This window comes from Phaeobacter italicus, from assembly GCF_019801785.1.
Classification (GTDB): domain Bacteria; phylum Pseudomonadota; class Alphaproteobacteria; order Rhodobacterales; family Rhodobacteraceae; genus Phaeobacter; species Phaeobacter italicus.
In genome coordinates this window covers 104,541-122,793 of sequence record NZ_JAHVIJ010000003.1, presented here as the reverse complement: position 1 = coordinate 122,793, position 18,253 = coordinate 104,541, and the positions used below count along the sequence as shown (strand labels likewise).

The following is an 18,253-nucleotide window of genomic DNA, read 5'->3' as shown; positions in this document are numbered from 1 at the left end:
CGATGTCGCTAACCTGCGCAGGCGGCACAGAAGCTGGTGCCGGGATGGGCCGCCAGATGCCCCTCGGTGATGCGATCGCCACAGATGTTGCAGTAGCCGACAGAGCCCGCATCCACACGCGCAAGCGCCTGATCGATGTCGCGGCGCAGCTCTGCCCATTGCTGGGTCAGGCAGTCCTGCTCGGCCATGGCAACCATTGATGCAACCTGCGCGGAGACCGTCCCCGTGACCGCCCCCGTGATCTTGGCGGCAGCCTTGGAGGTGGCTGGCTCTCCAACCGGTGTCTTGTCTGCGTTCTGCATGGCGGATTTGGCATCCCACGGTTTCAACACGGATCCTCCCCATTGTTGTCGCAGCCCGGCGGTGCCGCTGCTGCTGTGGTGCCGCGGCTAAGGGCTTGGTTGCTGGACATTGATGCAACCTATAGATGTTGAACGCCACGCGAAACTCACCGAATTGGGGGAGGTCTGCAGGGGCGCGCGCGGCGCTGACGTGAGAGGGGCGCAAATCGGGGGACGATACTGGCGGGGCGCGCCCTTGCCTTTGGGGGAATGTGGCCCTTTCGCGGATGTGACCGGCAGAAGGCGCAGAGAGACTGGATCAGCGCCCGCGGGCTTGCTATCACCTAGGCAAGATCGAGCAAGGGAGACATGTGATGACCCGATCCGCCCTCACCGGCCTCGCCCTCCTGGGGGCCGTTCTGGCGCTCAGCGCCTGTGAAACCACCAAAGGCGCCGGCCGCGACATCCAGAAAGCCGGCCAAGCCATCAGCGGCGCCGCACAGGACGTGCAGAACAGCCTCTGATTTCAGTGAGGTTCAGGACAACAGAACCGTCCAGCCCGAGGGGCTGGGCGGTTTTTTGTTGGCTCGCCGGGGTCGTGTGACATCGCAGGGGGGAAGTGTCTGGCGCTTGGGGGGGGTGGTGCGAAGCGCCCTCCCCCGTTTGCCAAAGGCAAACCTGCGGTTTGACGGGAGGGTCGGGCGCTGCCCGGTCTGGCGACCGGGCCAGACAGTGGCGATCTCCGGAAACAGAAAACGGGGCCAAAGCCCCGTCTTGCAACTGTCTGAGTAGGTCGCGTTTCCACCGCAGAACAGTACCGGGCGGGCACGCAATTGGCTTTGCCAACCGCTTTGCCCGCGCGCCCTCGGAAATGGCCAGCCGGGCTCCGCCCCTTCGCGCCTGAAACGCTCCCCCGGAGCGTTTCCTGGACGGTGCTCAGCTATCCATTTTGAGGGCGGAAATGAACGCCTCTTGCGGGATGTCGACCTTGCCGAACTGGCGCATCTTCTTCTTACCGGCCTTCTGCTTGTCCAAGAGTTTGCGCTTACGGGTGGCGTCGCCGCCGTAGCATTTGGCGGTCACGTCCTTGCGCAGGGCAGACAGGGTTTCGCGGGCGATCACCTTGCCGCCGATGGCGGCCTGGATCGGGATCTTGAACATGTGGCGCGGGATCAGGTCCTTGAGCTTTTCGCACATGGCGCGGCCGCGCATTTCGGCGCGGTCACGGTGCACCATCATCGACAGCGCATCCACCGGCTCGTCGTTCACCAGCACCGACATCTTGACCAGATTGTCCTCGCGGTAGCCGGTCATCTGATAGTCGAAGGAAGCATAGCCCTTGGTCACCGATTTCAGACGGTCGTAGAAGTCAAAAACCACCTCATTGAGCGGCAGGTCATAAACCACCATCGCGCGGGAGCCGGCGTAGGTCAGATCCTCCTGAATGCCGCGACGGTCCTGGCAGAGCTTCAGCACATCGCCGAGGTATTCATCGGGCACCAGGATGGTGGCCTTGATGCGCGGCTCTTCGATGTGGTCGACCTTGGACATGTCGGGCATGTCGGCGGGGTTGTGCAGCTCGATCATCTCGCCCTCGATGCCTTCCTTGCCCTTCATGTAGACATGGTAGACCACGGAGGGCGCGGTGGTGATGAGTTCGATGTTGTATTCGCGTTCGATCCGGTCGCGGATCACCTCAAGGTGCAAAAGCCCGAGGAAGCCACAGCGGAAGCCAAAGCCAAGCGCGGCAGAGGTTTCCATCTCGTAGCTGAAAGAGGCGTCGTTGAGCGCCAGTTTGTCGATGGCGTCCCGCAGGTCTTCGAATTCGGCGCTGTCGACCGGGAAGAGGCCACAGAACACCACGGGCTGGGCAGGCTTATAGCCGGGCAGCGCCACCTCGGTGCCGTTGCGGTCATTGGTGATGGTGTCACCGACGCGGGTGTCGCGGACCTGTTTGATCGAGGCGGTGAGAAAGCCGATTTCACCCGGCCCCAGCACATCCACCGCCTGCATCGCGGGGCGGAACACGCCGATGCGGTCGACGTGGTGCAGGGTGCCGTTCGACATGAACTTGACGCGCATGCCTTTTTTCAGGGTCCCATCCATGATGCGGACCAGAACGATCACGCCGAGATAGGCGTCATACCAGCTGTCCACCAGCATCGCCTTGAGCGGTGCATCGCGGTCGCCACTGGGGGCGGGCAGTTTGTGCACGATCGCCTCAAGCGTTTCGCGGATGCCCTGCCCTGTCTTGGCCGAAACCTGAATGGCATCGGTTGCGTCGATGCCGATCACATCCTCGATCTGTTCTGCCACACGGTCACAATCGGATGCGGGCAGGTCGATCTTGTTCAGAACCGGGACGATCTCGTGATCCGCGTCAATCGCCTGATAGACGTTGGCGAGGGTCTGCGCCTCTACCCCTTGTGTGCTGTCCACCACCAAGAGCGAGCCTTCGACCGCGCGCATGGAGCGGGAGACCTCATAGGCAAAGTCGACGTGACCGGGGGTGTCGATCAGGTTGAGCACATAGGTTTCACCGTTCTCGGCCTTATAGTCGATGCGGACGGTGTTGGCCTTGATGGTGATGCCGCGCTCGCGCTCGATATCCATGCTGTCGAGCAGCTGCTCCTTCATATCGCGGTCCTCGACCGTTCCGGTCTCTTGGATGAGCCGGTCAGCGAGGGTGGATTTGCCATGGTCGATATGCGCGACGATGGAGAAATTGCGGATTTTGTCGAGCTCTGTCATGCAGGGGGATATGATTTGGTTTTAGGGTTTGGTCAAGATGGCACGTACATCCTTCAACCACCTTATGCACACGGCCCGGAGCGGCATATCGCCAGCCGCGGTCTGGCGGCCATTTGCCCCGCCCCCAAGGGGCGAATTGCGCAGCCTGCCCCGCGCCGCAGCCTGACCCGAACGCCCGCCGCGCGCGCCATCGCTGCAAGGCTGGCCAAAATGCGCTATAGTGGCGGTGTTCCATGATTTCAGTGCCGTTGTGACGAGGGACGCGCAATTCAGGAGGACCACCGACATGGATGCCATCAAAACCGCAGAATATGCCCGTGCGCTCTATTCGGCGCATGGGGATCGGGCCGAGGCGGAAGTGGCTCAGAAGATGAGGATTTGTCAGGAAAGCGGCAAAACCGCAGAGGCGGAGGATTGGAAATCCGTGCGCCAGATGATCCGGTCGCTGCGTGGGCCGAACCAGTCCTGATTGCCCCCAGCAGGGTGTCGTCAAAGCCCTCCCCCCGGGCCCCGTCTGGCGTCGCAGTGGCGTGGAGCGGGCCTGGGGGTTCTGCCCAGCTGGGCCTGCCAGAGCGCCAATATACCGGAAAAGTGGCAGGTTTCCGCTGAGGCTCAACCCTTCGTTTACCTTGATTGAAACTGACCTGCGCTTGCGCCATAGTCCTGCCAGCAGCGGGCCAGAAGACCCGCCTTGATCTGAGCATTTGCAGGGTTCTAGGGACAATGAAGATGAAGTTTTTCGTGACTGCCACGCTATGCGCCACGCTGGTGACTGGTGTTCTGCCCGCCCCTGTCGGGGCTGGTGCCATTGAAAAGGCCTGCCGTCAGTCGGATCGCTCGGCTGCGAATCCTTCGCTGTGCCGCTGCATTCAGAGCGTCGCAAACGCGAGCCTGAACCGGGCAGAGCGCAAGACCGTGTCGAAATGGTTCAAAGACCCGCATCAGGCGCAAGTGGTGCGCCAGTCGGATCGCCGCTCGGACGAGCGGCTGTGGGCGCGCTACAAGGCCTTTGGCGAAAACGCGACCCGCATCTGCGGCTGAACAGCGAACGATCCAGCGATCGCCGCAACAGACCGAATGGTCTCTTGCATCCGAAAGGCGCAACCACAGGGCCTGCGCCTTTTGTTTTGGCAGCTGCGCGTCGTGGGGCCGTTTCTTTGCCCATATGCGGTGCGCGCGGCGGTCAGATCAGACAGATCCGCGCATTTTCCCGATCTGGTCTTGCACCGGTGGCGATATTGGCTTTGATAACAGCCAGATCACGCGGGAGGCGATCTTCTGTGTGCTGTCGCGAAGATGTTTGCCGCCGACAGGCCCCGACCTGTCGTGGTTCCGATGCAGGAGCGCATAAATGCTGATGAAAGGCGTCACGCTGCGCGGGCTTGAAGTGTTTGAAGCTCTGGCCAAAACCGGATCTGTTGCCCAGACCGCGTCGTTGACCGGGCTCAGCCAGCCTGCGGTCAGCCAGCAATTGCGCAATCTCGAAAGCGCGCTGGGGGCGGAACTGGTGAACCACGGGCGCAGACCTATGGTGCTGACGCCGGTGGGGCGCAATTTTCTGGCCCGCACCGAAGCGGTTCTGGCAGAGCTGCGGCTGGCACAAAGCGAGTTGAGCGTTGTTGATCTAAACCACCTGTCAACGCTGTCGATCGGGCTGATTGACGATTTCGACAATGACCTGACACCGCGCCTTGTGACCACGCTGGCGGAGAGCCTGGTGAACTGTCGGTTCAAGATGATCACCGCCTCCAGCCACGACATTCTGGAAGCACTGGATGCGCGCGATTTGCACATTGCGGTGACTGCCACCACCGGTGCGCTGCGCGAAGGCGTGACGGAATATCCGCTGGTGCAGGATCCCTTTATGCTGGTGGCGCCCAAGGGCCTGCTGCTGAAGCCTGAGGCAGAGATGGATATCCTGCAGTCCCTGCCCTTTCTGCGCTACGACAGCAGCCAGCTGATTTCGCAGCAGATTGAGGCACATCTGGCCCGCCAGAAGCTGCTGTTCGAGGAACGGTTCGAGATCGGCTCTCATCAGGCGCTGATGGCGTTGGTGGCGCGACGGATTGGTTGGGCCATCACCACCCCGCTCGGCTATATGCGCGCGGTGCGCTTTCACGAGGATCTGGAGGCCTTCCCCTTGCCCTTTGGCGCGTTTTCGCGGCGGATCTCGCTGTTTTCCAGTTCGGACTGGGCCGACCGCGTGCCACGGGATGTGGCGCAGACCATGCGGCGCCTGGTGCAGGGACATGTGATCGACCCCGCCGTGCAGCAACTGCCGTGGCTGGCTGGCGATCTGAAGGTGCTGGAGGACTGAGCCGACAGGTCCGTTCCTTCCCGTCCTGCCCTGCTCTGCCCATTCAGCCCAGGATCAACGCAGGCTGTTGGCAAGCCCCTGCGCTGCCGCCTCGATGAGATCAAGGCAGCCGTCGAAATCCCGGGTATAATAGGGGTCAGGCACGTGATCCGCACCAGAGCCCGCCGCGAAATCAGTAAACAGCCTGACAGGCGTCTCTGCCCCTGCCGGTCGCTGTGCCTCGATATCCTGAAGGTTGTCGCCATCCATCGCGACAATCAGATCAAAGCGGCCGAAATCGGCAGGTTTGAACTGGCGTGCGCGCAGATCTGACAGATTGATGCCCCGCGCTCCGGCTGCGGCCTGCATCGGACCATAGGGTGGCGAGCCGACATGGTAGCCGGCGGTGCCTGCGCTGTCGGTCTCAACCTCGGGGCAAAGCGTGCGGAACACACCTTCAGCTGCGGGAGAGCGGCAGATATTGCCAAGACAGACGAACAGGATGCGCTGAGCCATTGGAGCGAGGCCTCTTATCTATTGAGCGATCGCAACACCGCGCTGCGATCTGAGTGATCCTAGGGGCAGATCAGAGAAGGCAGAAGCAAAATCCGCCGCGTGACTAGCAGGATTTGGAGTGAAACCGGTGGCGGCTGGGTTCTGTGAACAAAGCCTAAGGGACAGAAAGAAAACGGCCTCCCGCCCCTGTGCGCCTGTCTGACCTATGCGGGGTCAAACCGGCGCAAGCGGAAGGCACGTAAGGGCGCGCGGCCTTAGTTCGAGTGTTTCATGGCCCCATGATCCGGTTTGCGTTCCAGATCGACAGGGACTGTCACGCTGATCTCACCGGCGTTTTCGAACACCAGCGTCAGCGCGACCTCATCGCCATGCGCCAACGGCGCCGTCAGTCCCATGAGCATCACGTGATCGCCACCACGCTTCAGCGCATGGCCTTCGCCCGCCGGAATGGCAAAGCCCTCTTCGACGTGCAGCATCTGCATCACACCGTTGTCGCCTGCCTTGTGGGTGTGCAGCTGGGTCAGCTTGGCCGCATCACTGCGCACATCAATCAGGCGATCATCAGCGCTGCTGGTGTTTTCGATCACCATGAAGGCTGCGCCGCTCTTTGCGCCCTTGGAGGACACGCGGGCATAGGCGTCGCTCACCGTGATATCTGCGGCAAAAGCGGCGGTGGACATGGCGATGGCAGCAACAGCCGCCGTGATGGAGGATTTGAAGATCATTGGTCTATCCTTGGAAAATATCAGTAAATCAGAGGCATCCCGGCAGGATGCGGCGACTTAACCAAGGATGGGCGGCGCGCGCGCCCAGGCCGCCAGACGCAGGGGCTGCGGGCTGAGCGTGACCGTTGCGATGTCCAGTTGCAGCGCCCGTGGGGCCATCTGCCAGCCAGCGGGCAGCCCCCCCAGCGCGAGATCGGCAACAAAGGTGAGGCATTCAGGACAGTCGGCAGGTGGGCTGGTCGGCTGGCCGTCGCTGTCGACATAGACCATGGCCGGGCCGGTGCCGGTACAGAGCACCATCTGCCCGGAGGCATCGCGCATACCCGCCTGCGCACTGATCCCGGTGAGGGACAGCGCCGCCATCAGCAAGATGGTCAGATATGCACGAAGAAACATCATCACAGCCGAGATATGCGCCCCAGCCCGGCCCCCTGCAAGACGAAAAAGCGCCGCACGTCGAACCAAGGCCACCAGAGCAGCCACAGACAGCCGCCAAACGAAAAACGCCGCGCATGTCAGCACATGCACGGCGTTTCTAATCCGGTCGGATCGTAAGGCTTAGGCGTTTGCCGCCTGTGCCTTTGCGATCTCTTTCTTGACCTTCAGAGCAGCGGAGGACAGCTCTTCGTCCTTGGCTTTCGCCAGGAAGGCGTCCAGGCCACCGCGGTGGTCAACAGAGCGCAGTGCAGCAGCAGAGATGCGCAGCTTGACGCCACGGCCCAGGGTCTCGGACTGCAGGGTCACGTCGTTCAGGTTCGGCAGAAAGCGACGCTTGGTTTTGTTGTTGGCGTGGCTGACATTGTTGCCAGTCATCGGGCCTTTTCCGGTCAGTTCGCAACGGCGCGACATGGTTTTATCCTTCGTATCTGGGGCGCCCGCTGATGCAGCATCTGTTCGGGCACCAAATTACAAGGGGCGCGGCCATTGGCTGCGCCCGAAAACTGGTTGGATGCGTGTAGGAGGAATCGCGCGCAGGGTCAAGCCATATGAAACAGATTTATGTGGCAGCCCTTGTGGAAACGCGCGCGGGGACAAACACCAAGGTCAATCCACCCGCCCATGCAGCCAAGGTTCGCGCCCTTCTAGCGTGCCACAGCGGCGAAATCCAGCGCAGAGATGCGCTGTGGCGGCTCTTTTTGCCGGGGCCTGAATGCCGGGGTCTGATTGGTTGGGCCTGTTTGGTCGTGCCTGCCAGGCGGGGCCGACGTTGCGGCAACCTGCCGTGGGCTCAGCCGACGCCAAGGCCCAGCAGCATGTCACGGGCGGCGGCAGCCGGGGTTGCACGCCCCTCGGCCACGTCCTCGGACAGCGTTGCCATCCGTTCCTGCGCCCAGGGGGTTTCAAGGCGCGCGAGCAGGGCCTGGCGCACGTCTTCGGCAAACCAGTAGCGGGCCTGCTCGCCCCGGCGCCGCTGCCAGTGACCGTTTTCGCGCCGCCAGTCCGCAAGGGCCTGCATCTCTGCCCAGGCTTCTGCCAGACCTTCGCGGGCAACGGCCGAGACCATCAACGCCTTCGGAAACCCCTCCGGATCCTGCGGCCGCTTGCGCAACAGGCGCAATGCACCTGCGTAGTCGGCGCAGGTGCGGGTCGCGGCGGGTTTCAGATCGCCATCTGCCTTGTTGACGAGAATGATGTCGGCCATTTCCATGATGCCACGTTTCACGCCCTGCAGTTCATCCCCACCCGCTGGCGCCAATAGCAACAGGAACAGGTCCGACATCTCGGCTACCACGGTTTCGGACTGGCCCACACCCACGGTTTCGATCAGCACCACGTCAAAGCCAGCGGCCTCGCACAGCGCCACCGCTTCGCGCGAGCGACGGCCCACACCGCCCAGATGGGTCTGGCTTGGCGAGGGGCGGATAAAGGCGTTCTTCTCTCGGCTGAGGTGTTCCATCCTTGTCTTGTCGCCAAGGATCGACCCGCCGGAGCGGGTGGAACTGGGGTCCACGGCCAGCACCGCCACCTTGAGACCCGCGCCGATCAGCATCATGCCGAAGCTTTCGATAAAGGTGGATTTCCCCACCCCCGGCGTGCCGGACAGGCCGATGCGCAGCGACTGGCGGTTTTCGCGTGCAAGCAGGTCAAGAAGCCGGGTGGTCGCCTCGCGGTGATCGGCGCGGCCACTTTCGACCAGCGTGATGGCGCGGGCCAGCGCGCGGCGTTCTCCGTTCAGGATGCGGGCGGCCAGATCGTCGATATCCGGGACTGCGCCACGCCCTGCCCGTGTGGAATTGCCTGTTGCTGACATATTGGCCCCTCTCGCTCCCGTCCGGTGTCGGGCATTGATGGCGCAGCCGGGCGGGCGTTGTCCAGAGAACATCCGTCGCAGGTCGTCAATGGGCGCGTCGCTCTGCGCTGGACGCTTGGCCTGCCATTGGCGATAAGGCGGCATGACCAGACTGCCCATTGATGATGCCCTGCCCGAGTTGATCGCTGCCCTGCGCAGCCAGAGCCGTGCCGTTTTGCAGGCCCCACCCGGTGCGGGCAAGACCACTCGGGTGCCGCTGGCGATGCTGGAGGCCGGGCTGTGCGAGGGGCGCATCATCATGCTGGAGCCTCGCAGGCTCGCGGCACGCGCAGCAGCAGAGCGCATGGCCGATACATTGGGCGAACGGGTTGGCCAGACGGTCGGCTACCGGATCCGGGGCGAGGCAAAGACCAGCGCCGCCACCCGCATTGAGGTGGTAACAGAGGGCATCCTGACGCGGATGCTGCAGTCTGATCCCGATTTGCCCGATGTTGGCGCGGTCATCTTTGACGAATTCCACGAACGCTCGCTCAATGCCGATTTCGGTCTCGCGCTTTGTCTGGAGGTCGCAGGTGCGCTGCGCGACGACCTGATGCTGCTGGCGATGTCCGCAACGCTGGATGCCGCGCCCGTGGCAGAGCTGATGCAGGCGCCGCTGGTGACCTCCGAGGGGCGCAGCTATCCGGTAGAGACCCGCTGGCTTGACGCGCCGCTTCCTGCTGACACACGCACAGGCCGGGGACCGCGCAGGTTGGATGCGCTGGTGGATCTGGTGGTGCGGGCAGAGGCCGAAACCCGACCACCCGGCTCTGGCAGCACAGGCGGGTCCGAAGCCAAGGGGGGCGGCATTCTGGTGTTCCTTCCCGGCGAGGGAGAGATCCGCAAAGCCGCTGCCGCGCTTGCCTCTCGCCTGCCCGGTGACTGCGTGGTGCGCCCCTTGTTTGGCGCGCTTCCCTTTGCCGAACAGCGCGCCGCCATTCAGCCCGATGCCAAACTGCGCAAGGTGGTGCTGGCGACGTCGATCGCCGAAACCTCGCTGACGATCCAGGATGTGCGCGTGGTGGTGGACATGGGGCTGGCCCGGCGCAGCCGGTTTGATCCCGGCTCTGGCATGTCGCGGCTGGTGACCGAACGTGTGACCCGCGCCGAAGCCACCCAGCGGCAGGGCCGTGCGGGCCGTGTGGCAGAGGGCACCTGTTATCGCCTTTGGACCAAGGGCGAGGAAGGCGCGCTGGCCGCCTTTCCCCCGGCAGAAATTCAGGCCGCCGACCTTTCCGGGCTCGCACTGGAGCTGGCCTTGTGGGGGGCTGAGCCGGGGGATCTGCCATTTCTGACCCCTCCTCCCGATGGTGCGTTGAAGGAGGCGCAGGCGCTCCTGCAGATGCTGGGTGCATTGGATCAGCGCAACCGGATCACCGACCATGGGCGCGCGCTGGCAAAACTGCCACTGCATCCACGGTTGGCCCATATGCTGCAACGTCACGGTGCCGAGGCTGCACCGCTTGCGGCCCTGATGGCAGAACGCGATCCCTTGCGCGGTGCACCTGTCGATCTGGCCCTGCGGCTGGAGGCGCTGCGAGATCCCAAAGCCTTTCTCCGCAAGCGCCGCTATCAACTGAACCTGCCTGCGACAGACCGCATCAAGAGCGAAGCCAAACGGCTGACCCGGCAGGCGGGTGTGTCAGGATCCGCATCAGTGCCGGGCGCCCGCCCTGCGGTGATGGCAGCGGCGGCTTATCCCGACCGCATCGGCCAGCGGCGCAAGGGAGAAGCGCCACGCTATGTCCTTTCCGGCGGCAAGGGCGCGGTTCTGCCGGATGACGACCCGCTGGCCGCTGCACCGTTCCTTGTGGCGCTGGACAGCGATGGCAATCCGCGTGAGGCCCGGCTGAGGCTGGCCGCACAGATCACCCTGTCAGAGCTGCGAGAGGCATTTGCCGACCAGATCCGAACCGAAAACACCTGCCACTGGTCAAAACGTGATCGACGGGTCGTCGCGCGCAGGCAGCAATGTCTGGGTGCGGTGGTTCTGGACGACCAGATCTGGAAAGACGTTCCAGCGGATGCAGTGGCCACCGCAATGCTGGAGGGGGTGCGCGATCTGGGGCTGCGCCTGAGCGGCGCAGCGGCGCGCTTTGTTGCGCGGGTCCGTCTGGTTGTCGAGGCAGGCGAAGACCTGCCGGATTTCAGCGACAGCGCCCTTCTGGACAGTCTGGAGGATTGGCTCCTGCCTATGCTGGAGGGGGTGCGCAGCGCGGACGACTGGAAACGGTTTGATCCGCTGCCCGCCCTGCGCGCCGCGCTCAACTGGGAGCAGACGCAGCGGCTTGACCAGCTTGCGCCTCCGCATTTCACCACGCCGCTTGGACGCAAGCTGCCGATTGATTACGGCCAGGATATTCCCGAAATCTCTGTCCGCCTGCAGGAGATGTTCGGAGTGACCCGCCATCCGACGGTCGCCAACACGCCGCTGAAGGTGACGTTGTTGTCGCCCGCTAAGCGTCCGATCCAGATCACCCGCGACCTGCCGGGGTTCTGGTCTGGCTCCTACGCCGACGTGCGCAAGGACATGCGCGCCCAGTATCCCAAACATCCCTGGCCCGAAGACCCGACCGTTGCGGACCCCACTTTGCGTGCAAAACCACGAAAGTGAGCGGCAAAACCCACAAACCCACACGCATGGACGCCTGAATTCGGTCAAAAACTGGTGAAAACTGTCAGTTTGATCGATTTTTGTGGGTAGACCCTCTTGAATTTCACTCGGGAGCCGCAAGATAATAGGCTTGATTAGCGAGTGGCCAGTTTTCATGGCCCGGAAAGCCGAGCAGTAATGAAACCCCTTCTGTCTTCCGCCTGGGAAGAGTTCCTCAGACCTATGATTTTACGACCCAAGAGATTGCAGGTCGCAGCCCTGTGCTATCGCCAGGGTGAGGCGGGCAAAGAGGTGTTGATGATCACCAGCCGCGGCACCGGCCGCTGGATCGTTCCCAAAGGCTGGCCGATCAAGGGCAAGACCGGATCCCAATCTGCGCTGCAGGAAGCCTGGGAAGAAGCAGGCGTGATCAAGGCGCAGGTCGAAGACGAACCAACCGGCAGCTATGATTATCTCAAGCAGCGTGACAATGGCACAGGCGAGATGGTGGAAACCCTCGTCTACAAGGTGCGTGTGCGCGAGCTTGCCAAGAACTACCCCGAGCGCGACGAGCGCATCCGGGAATGGATGTCGCCCGAAAAGGCGGCCGACCTTGTGGCCGAACCGGAACTGAGCGCGTTGCTGCGCGCATTGTAACGGTTTGACGGCAGTTTCATGACGAAACCCTTGCGTATTGCGCAAGGGACCATTAGGCGCGTGCTCAATTCTAGAATCGGGACTGAGACAATGAGCGACGCACCTGAGCGACCGCAATGGAAAACTCTTGACCGGGATCTGAACCGGATCTCTCAACTGGAACTGGCAACGGCCTATGTTTCGCGCCCCTTGGTGGCGCCGGGCATCGCGCTGGTCTTTATCGTGCTGGCAGGCGTCGGCGCGGCCGTCTTCCTGGGGTCTGCACCCACCAATTTCGTCGTTGTGGCTGCCGCAGCCTTTGGCGCCTACATGGCGCTGAACATCGGCGCAAACGATGTGGCCAACAACATGGGCCCTGCCGTGGGCGCCAATGCGCTGACCATGGGCGGCGCCATCGTGATCGCAGCCCTCGCCGAAAGCGCAGGCGCGCTGCTGGCCGGTGGCGATGTGGTCTCGACCATTTCCAAAGGCATCATCGACCCCTCGGGCGTCTCCAGCGCGGAGATCTTTATCTGGGCAATGATGGCGGCGCTGATTTCCTCGGCACTTTGGGTGAACCTCGCAACCTGGGTTGGCGCCCCGGTTTCGACCACCCACTCGGTTGTGGGCGGCGTCATGGGCGCGGGCATCGCGGCTGCGGGCTTTGGCGCGGTGAATTGGCCCACGATGAGCAAGATCGCTGCCAGCTGGGTGATCTCGCCCGTTCTGGGCGGCGTGATCGCTGCCGCCTTTCTCGCCTTTATCAAGGCCAAGATCATCTATCAGGACGACAAGATCGCAGCTGCGCGCCGCTGGGTGCCGGTGCTGGTGGGGATCATGGCGGGTGCCTTTGCGACCTATCTCGCGCTCAAGGGCCTGAAGAAAATCGTCAAGATCGACCTGGAGATTGCCCTGCTGATCGGCGCAACCGTGGGGGGCCTGAGCTATGTGATCACCGCACCGCTGATCAAGCGCCAGTCGGAAGGCATGGAAAACCGCAACAAGTCGCTCAAGGCGCTGTTTGCCCTGCCGCTTGTCATTTCCGCAACGCTGCTGTCCTTTGCGCATGGCGCAAATGATGTGGCCAATGCGGTTGGTCCGCTGGCGGCAATTGTCCACACTGCCCAGTTTGGTGACATCGCAGCCAAAGTCACCATCCCGACCTGGGTGATGGTGATCGGCGCCTTCGGGATCTCCTTTGGCCTGTTCCTGTTCGGCCCCAAGCTGATCCGCATGGTGGGCAGCCAGATCACCAAGCTAAACCCGATGCGCGCTTACTGCGTGTCGCTTTCTGCTGCCATCACCGTGATCGTGGCAAGCTGGCTGGGCCTGCCCGTGTCATCGACCCATATCGCGGTGGGCGCGGTGTTTGGCGTCGGCTTCTTCCGGGAATGGCATATGGAACGCCGCCTGAAGCGGACCTCTGCCAGCCGCCCTGCGGAAAAACGGATTGCGCCGGAAGAGCGCCGCCGCCGCAAGCTGGTGCGCCGCAGCCATTTCATGACCATTGTGGCCGCCTGGGTCATCACGGTGCCTGCTGCGGCCCTGCTGTCTGGCTGCGTGTTCCTGGTGCTGAGCGCAATCGCGCTCTGATCTCTGCCAGAGCGAAACAACGAAAAACCGCCGCATCACCCCGATGCGGCGGTTTTTTGTGCGTTGATTGAGGGGCGGCCTGTGGAGGGGCGGCCCTGCCCCTTTCATGTCGGGACAGGAGCGCCTGGTGGCTTAGCTGCCGAGGCAGTAGCGCATGATCGCCTTTTGCGCATGCAAACGGTTTTCCGCCTCGTCAAAGATCACCGACTGCGGCCCGTCCATCACGGCGCTTGTCACTTCTTCCTCGCGGTGGGCTGGCAGGCAGTGCATGAACAGCGCATCCGGCTTGGCCTGCACCATCAGCGCCTCGTTCACCTGATAGCTGCGCAGCATGTTGTGGCGGCGCTCCTTGGAGGACTGGCTGTCGTGCATGGAAACCCAAGTGTCCGCCACCACGAGATCGGCCCCCTCGACGGCCTTGTTCACGTCGCGTTCAATGATGATCTGCGAGCCTGCCTTGCGGGCGAGGCCAACGAATTCCTCTTCGGGGTCAAGTTGCGCGGGGCCCGTGAAGGTCAGATCAAATCCAAACTGACCAGCGGCGTGGATGAAGGAGGCACAGACATTGTTGCCATCGCCACACCAGACCACCTTCTTGCCCTTGATGGAGCCGCGATGTTCTTCGTAGGTGAGCACATCTGCCATGATCTGGCAGGGGTGGGTACGGTCGGTCAGCCCGTTGATGACCGGCACGCTGGCGTATTCGGCCATTTCGGTCAGCACGGTTTCGTCAAAGGTCCGGATCATGATCATGTCGACATAGCGCGACAGCACGCGCGCAGTGTCAGCGATGGTTTCGCCGTGCCCCAGCTGCATGTCATTGCCCGACAGCACCATCGTCTGCCCCCCCATCTGGCGCACACCAACATCAAAGGAAACGCGCGTCCGGGTCGAGGGTTTTTCAAAAATCAGCGCGACCATGCGGTCCTTGAGCGGCTGTTCGTCATCCAGAGCGGCCTTTGGGCGCCCCTGGCGGGCGTCCTTGGTGATCCGGGCCTGATCGATGATGGCGCGCAGATCAGCGGCGTCGGTTTTGTGAATATCGAGAAAATGGTTCATGTCGGATATCGCTTTCGGTTGTCCTGGCAGGCCCCAACGGCCCTGCCCGTCTCCGGCTATGGCGGGGGCCAGCCCCCGCACCCCCGGAGTATTTGGGGAAAGATGATGCTCAGGCATTGGCCGCAACAGCCGTCGCGGCGCGATCCAGACGGGCATAGGCCTCGTCGATGTCATCATCGGTGAGCGTCAGTGGCGGCAGCAGGCGGATGACATTATCCGCAGCCGGGACGGTGACCACTTCGTTGTCATAGCCTGCATTGACCACATCGATATTGGGCGCCACGCATTTCAGACCCAGCATGAGGCCGGTGCCACGTACCTCTTCGAACACCTCGGGGTGGGAGGCCACAAGACCCTCGAGTTTCTGGCGCAGCAGGCCTGCCTTGCGGTTCACCTCGCCAAGAAAGGCCGGGTCGCTGACGTGATCCATCACGGCACAGCCGACCGCGCAGCCCAACGGGTTGCCGCCATAGGTGGAGCCGTGGGTGCCTGCGGTCATACCGCTCGCGGCCTCTTCTGTTGCCAGCACAGCGCCCAGCGGGAAGCCGCCACCGATGCCTTTCGCAACCATCATGATGTCGGGGGTAATGCCCGCCCATTCATGAGCAAACAGTTTGCCCGTGCGCCCAACACCGCATTGGACCTCGTCCAGGATCAAGAGCAGACCATGTGCATCGCAGATCTGGCGCAGCGCCTTGAGTTCGGCATCCGGCACCGGGCGAATGCCACCCTCGCCCTGCACCGGCTCGATCAGGATTGCGGCAGTCTTGTCAGAGATGGCATTGGTCACGCCATCAAGATCCCCGAAGGTGAGATGCACGAAACCGGGCAACATGGGGCCAAAGCCCTTGGTCATCTTTTCCGAACCGGCCGCTGAGATCCCGGCAGAGGAGCGACCGTGGAAAGAGCCTGAAAACGTGATGATTTCCACCCGCTCTGGCTGGTCCTTTTCGTAGAAATATTTCCGCGCCATCTTCACGGCGAGTTCGCAGGATTCGGTGCCGGAGTTGGTGAAGAACACGGTGTCGGCAAAGCTGTGTTCTACCAGCCGGTCCGCCAGCGCCTGTTGCTGGGGGATGTGATAGAGATTGGAGACATGCCAGAGGTTTTCAGCCTGCTCGCTCAGCGCCTTGACCAGCGCCGGATGGGCATGGCCGAGCGCATTGACGGCAATTCCCGCAGCAAGATCCAGAAAACGTCGCCCATCGGCCTCGATCAGCCAGGCGCCCTCGCCCTTCACAAAGCTGAGGGGCGCGCGGTTATAGGTCGGCAGAACGGACGGGATCATCTGGATCCTCCTTTTAACAATGGTGGGCCAAGCAGTGACGCAGCAACAGGCCCGGGTCAACGGTTTTGGAACGAGAGAGAAAGAGGGGCCACAGAGGGGCGGTGATCACAAAAGACATCGGCGTACCGGAGCCTGTCCGGTCGAACACTTAGGCGCGCAGACGTCGGCGTCGCAGCTGGGTGATATGTGCAAAGGTGATCATGAGTGGCTCCATAACGGAGGAAGCAGCGAAAGAAAAGCCAAATTCACCACCGCAAACCAACAGAATGGGTGATCGGCATTCCATTTTGCCCAGATCCATGCGCCACTTTGGCAGAGTGATGCCCGTTCTGACAGGCACCACCGCCTGGCCCTGTTCACGGCGGCTGCCACATTGCCTGCTTGCAAAGGCCGCAACGGCAGGGCAACGCTGCATTCATGACAACGCGCGCCCTTCTCAACACGCCTCAGAACCCCGCATTGGCGGCGGCTCTTATTTTGCTGGCCACAGTCTTCATCGCGGCAACGACCCTGATCGCCAAGGCGCTTGGCACCGTTGCGGCCGGGCCTGCGCTGCATCCGTTGCAGATCAGCTTTGGGCGGTTTCTCTTTGCCTTTGTTGCGATCACCGCGGTGGTTGCCATCCGCAGACCGCGATTTGCGTCCCCCCATTGGGGGCTGCATCTGGGGCGGACCAGCTTTGGTTGGTTGGGGGTGACGCTGATGTTTGCATCTGTCGCCTATATTCCGCTCGCAGATGCGACGGCGATCACCTTTCTCAATCCGGTGTTTGGCATGTTGCTGGCCATACCGCTGCTGGGAGAGCGCGTCGGCCCCTGGCGGTGGGCTGCCGCCGCGATTGCGCTGGTCGGGGCGATGATCCTGTTGCGCCCGACCCCTGCGAGTTTTCAGCCCGCAAGCTTGCTTGCGCTGGCTGCGGCGATGGTGATGGGCTTGGAGCTGATCTTTATCAAGCGGCTTGCCGGGCGAGAACGCCCCCTGCAGATCCTGTGGTTCAACAACATGCTGGGATGTGGAATTGCCAGCGTTGCGGCGCTGGCGGTCTGGCAGACACCAACAGTGGCGCAATGGGGATTGCTGGCAGCTTTGGGTCTGCTGATGGCCTGCGCGCAAGGGTGTTTCATCAACGGGATGGCGCGGGCGGATGCGTCATTTGTCGCGCCATTCAGCTATGCAACGCTGATCTTTGCCACGGTTTATGATCTGCTGTTCTTTGCGATGGCGCCTGACTGGATCACCGTGTCTGGGGCGGGGGTCATTCTAGCAGGCGCCGCGCTTCTTGCCTGGCGGGAGGGACGCCAGCGCCCCTCAGCCCAGCCACCGAGCGGCGGTGATCAGGATTTCAGCCGGTAGCCGCTGCGCAGCATCACCCAGGCCAGAAGACCGATGGCAAAGCTGGACACACTGCAGACCGCAAGCCCCAAAAGCGGAGAGCTGTCGGAGGTGCCGATAACACCGAATCGCACCCCGTCGATCAGGTAGAACACCGGGTTCAGATGCGACGCGATGCGCAGAACCGGTGGCAGTGCCTCAACCGAATAGAACGTGCCCGACAGAAAGGCGAGCGGCGTGACGATGAAATTGGTGATCGCTGCCATCTGGTCGAACTTTTCCGCAAACACCCCGGCCACGATCCCCAAGGCCCCAAGAAACAGCGCCCCCAGAACCACAAAGATCAGGGCGATCATCGGGTGTTCGGGCACCACACCAAGGACCAGCATGATGCCTGTGCCGATCCCCAAAGCAACCAGAACGCCCCGCGCCACTGCACCCGCCAGATAACCGAGCAAAATCTCAAGCCCGGAGAGCGGCGGCATCAGCGTATCGACGATATTGCCCTGCACCTTGGTGATCACGATGGACGAGGAGGTATTGGCAAATGCGTTCTGGATCACCGTCATCATCATGATGCCGGGCGCCAAAAACACGATAAACGGAACGCCCATCACCTCTCCCCTGCTGGGGCCGATGGCGATATTGAAGATCATCAGGAACAGCGCCGCCGTCACCATTGGCGCCATCAGCGTCTGCGTCCAGACCACCAGAAAGCGGGTGATTTCGCGCCGGGCAAGCGTGGCGAGCCCCAGCCAGTTCACCTGACCAAAGCGACGTTCGCCAAGGGCAATGGGGGCAGTATCGCGGGGCATCTTGGGATCTCCTGCTGTATTGGTGGGCTTGCAGACTGGCATCACTGCGATTGCCGCCTGTCAAACCACGGGCCGGAA

The 18,253-nt window shown here is 62.5% G+C and carries 18 protein-coding genes; 8 read left to right on the top strand and 10 right to left on the bottom strand.

The genetic code is table 11. From position 1 onward, the window contains the following. Positions 1-8 precede the first annotated feature (8 nt). Entirely contained in the window at positions 9-332 is a 324-nt protein-coding gene (locus tag KUV39_RS08160) for a TraR/DksA family transcriptional regulator (RefSeq protein WP_222459477.1), read from the bottom strand. 323 nt (positions 333-655) lie between these two features. Between KUV39_RS08160 and KUV39_RS08155 the strand changes: the two genes are divergently transcribed. Further along, positions 656-805 carry an entericidin A/B family lipoprotein gene (locus KUV39_RS08155; RefSeq protein ID WP_074964295.1) on the top strand — a complete coding sequence of 50 codons (150 nt, stop codon included), beginning with the start codon at positions 656-658 and terminating at the stop codon, positions 803-805. 412 nt (positions 806-1,217) lie between these two features. On the opposite strand, the gene lepA is transcribed toward KUV39_RS08155, so the two are convergent. Beyond that, positions 1,218-3,032, bottom strand: a complete 1,815-nt coding sequence (gene lepA / locus KUV39_RS08150) for a translation elongation factor 4 (protein WP_046211134.1) — start codon at positions 3,030-3,032, stop codon at positions 1,218-1,220. Positions 3,033-3,318: 286 nt separating this feature from the next. Here lepA and KUV39_RS08145 point away from each other — a divergent pair, with 286 nt between their 5' ends. The 3 genes from KUV39_RS08145 to KUV39_RS08135 all read left to right on the top strand — a co-directional run bounded on the left by KUV39_RS08145 (position 3,319) and on the right by KUV39_RS08135 (position 5,349). Continuing rightward, on the top strand, positions 3,319-3,501 hold the full coding sequence (locus tag KUV39_RS08145) for a hypothetical protein (RefSeq protein WP_008560680.1): 183 nt from the start codon (positions 3,319-3,321) through the stop codon (positions 3,499-3,501). Positions 3,502-3,761: 260 nt separating this feature from the next. Continuing rightward, positions 3,762-4,073 (top strand): hypothetical protein, encoded by a 312-nt coding sequence (locus KUV39_RS08140; protein WP_037302725.1) that lies wholly within the window; start codon positions 3,762-3,764, stop codon positions 4,071-4,073. Positions 4,074-4,383: 310 nt separating this feature from the next. After that, the gene (locus tag KUV39_RS08135) at positions 4,384-5,349 is read left to right on the top strand and encodes a LysR family transcriptional regulator (RefSeq protein ID WP_050673731.1); all 966 of its coding nucleotides are present in this window, start codon (positions 4,384-4,386) and stop codon (positions 5,347-5,349) included. 54 nt (positions 5,350-5,403) lie between these two features. Here KUV39_RS08135 and KUV39_RS08130 read toward each other — a convergent pair whose 3' ends face one another. From KUV39_RS08130 to meaB, 5 genes are all read right to left on the bottom strand, one after another. Beyond that, positions 5,404-5,844, bottom strand: coding sequence for a low molecular weight protein-tyrosine-phosphatase (locus KUV39_RS08130; protein ID WP_008558824.1), 441 nt, complete (start codon positions 5,842-5,844; stop codon positions 5,404-5,406). Between the two features lie 254 nt (positions 5,845-6,098). Continuing rightward, the gene (locus KUV39_RS08125; protein WP_222459476.1) at positions 6,099-6,569 is read right to left on the bottom strand and encodes a copper chaperone PCu(A)C; all 471 of its coding nucleotides are present in this window, start codon (positions 6,567-6,569) and stop codon (positions 6,099-6,101) included. A 57-nt stretch (positions 6,570-6,626) separates the two neighbouring features. Further along, positions 6,627-6,965: a DUF2946 family protein gene (locus KUV39_RS08120; protein ID WP_244998292.1), complete on the bottom strand. Its 339-nt coding sequence runs from the start codon at positions 6,963-6,965 to the stop codon at positions 6,627-6,629. 162 nt (positions 6,966-7,127) lie between these two features. Beyond that, positions 7,128-7,418, bottom strand: a complete 291-nt coding sequence (gene rpmB, locus KUV39_RS08115; protein ID WP_008561103.1) for a 50S ribosomal protein L28 — start codon at positions 7,416-7,418, stop codon at positions 7,128-7,130. Between the two features lie 379 nt (positions 7,419-7,797). Beyond that, entirely contained in the window at positions 7,798-8,820 is a 1,023-nt protein-coding gene (gene meaB, locus KUV39_RS08110; RefSeq protein WP_046211138.1) for a methylmalonyl Co-A mutase-associated GTPase MeaB, read from the bottom strand. A gap of 142 nt (positions 8,821-8,962) precedes the next feature. Here meaB and hrpB point away from each other — a divergent pair, with 142 nt between their 5' ends. From hrpB to KUV39_RS08095, 3 genes are all read left to right on the top strand, one after another. Further along, the gene (gene hrpB, locus KUV39_RS08105) at positions 8,963-11,473 is read left to right on the top strand and encodes an ATP-dependent helicase HrpB (RefSeq protein WP_222459474.1); all 2,511 of its coding nucleotides are present in this window, start codon (positions 8,963-8,965) and stop codon (positions 11,471-11,473) included. Between the two features lie 177 nt (positions 11,474-11,650). Further along, on the top strand, positions 11,651-12,109 hold the full coding sequence (locus KUV39_RS08100; protein WP_046211140.1) for an NUDIX hydrolase: 459 nt from the start codon (positions 11,651-11,653) through the stop codon (positions 12,107-12,109). Between the two features lie 90 nt (positions 12,110-12,199). After that, complete coding sequence (locus KUV39_RS08095; RefSeq protein ID WP_008560429.1) at positions 12,200-13,681, top strand: inorganic phosphate transporter; 1,482 nt, start codon at positions 12,200-12,202, stop codon at positions 13,679-13,681. Positions 13,682-13,813: 132 nt separating this feature from the next. Here KUV39_RS08095 and argF read toward each other — a convergent pair whose 3' ends face one another. Both argF and KUV39_RS08085 read right to left on the bottom strand, forming a co-directional pair. After that, entirely contained in the window at positions 13,814-14,740 is a 927-nt protein-coding gene (gene argF, locus KUV39_RS08090) for an ornithine carbamoyltransferase (protein ID WP_222459473.1), read from the bottom strand. 109 nt (positions 14,741-14,849) lie between these two features. After that, positions 14,850-16,028: an aspartate aminotransferase family protein gene (locus tag KUV39_RS08085; protein WP_222459472.1), complete on the bottom strand. Its 1,179-nt coding sequence runs from the start codon at positions 16,026-16,028 to the stop codon at positions 14,850-14,852. A 417-nt stretch (positions 16,029-16,445) separates the two neighbouring features. On the opposite strand from KUV39_RS08085, the gene KUV39_RS08080 reads away from it, so the two are divergent. Further along, positions 16,446-17,381 (top strand): DMT family transporter, encoded by a 936-nt coding sequence (locus KUV39_RS08080; protein WP_222459471.1) that lies wholly within the window; start codon positions 16,446-16,448, stop codon positions 17,379-17,381. On the opposite strand, the gene KUV39_RS08075 is transcribed toward KUV39_RS08080, so the two are convergent. Next, positions 17,363-18,175 (bottom strand): ABC transporter permease, encoded by an 813-nt coding sequence (locus tag KUV39_RS08075; RefSeq protein ID WP_046211247.1) that lies wholly within the window; start codon positions 18,173-18,175, stop codon positions 17,363-17,365. The genes KUV39_RS08080 and KUV39_RS08075 overlap by 19 nt on opposite strands. Between the last annotated feature and the right edge of the window lie 78 nt (positions 18,176-18,253).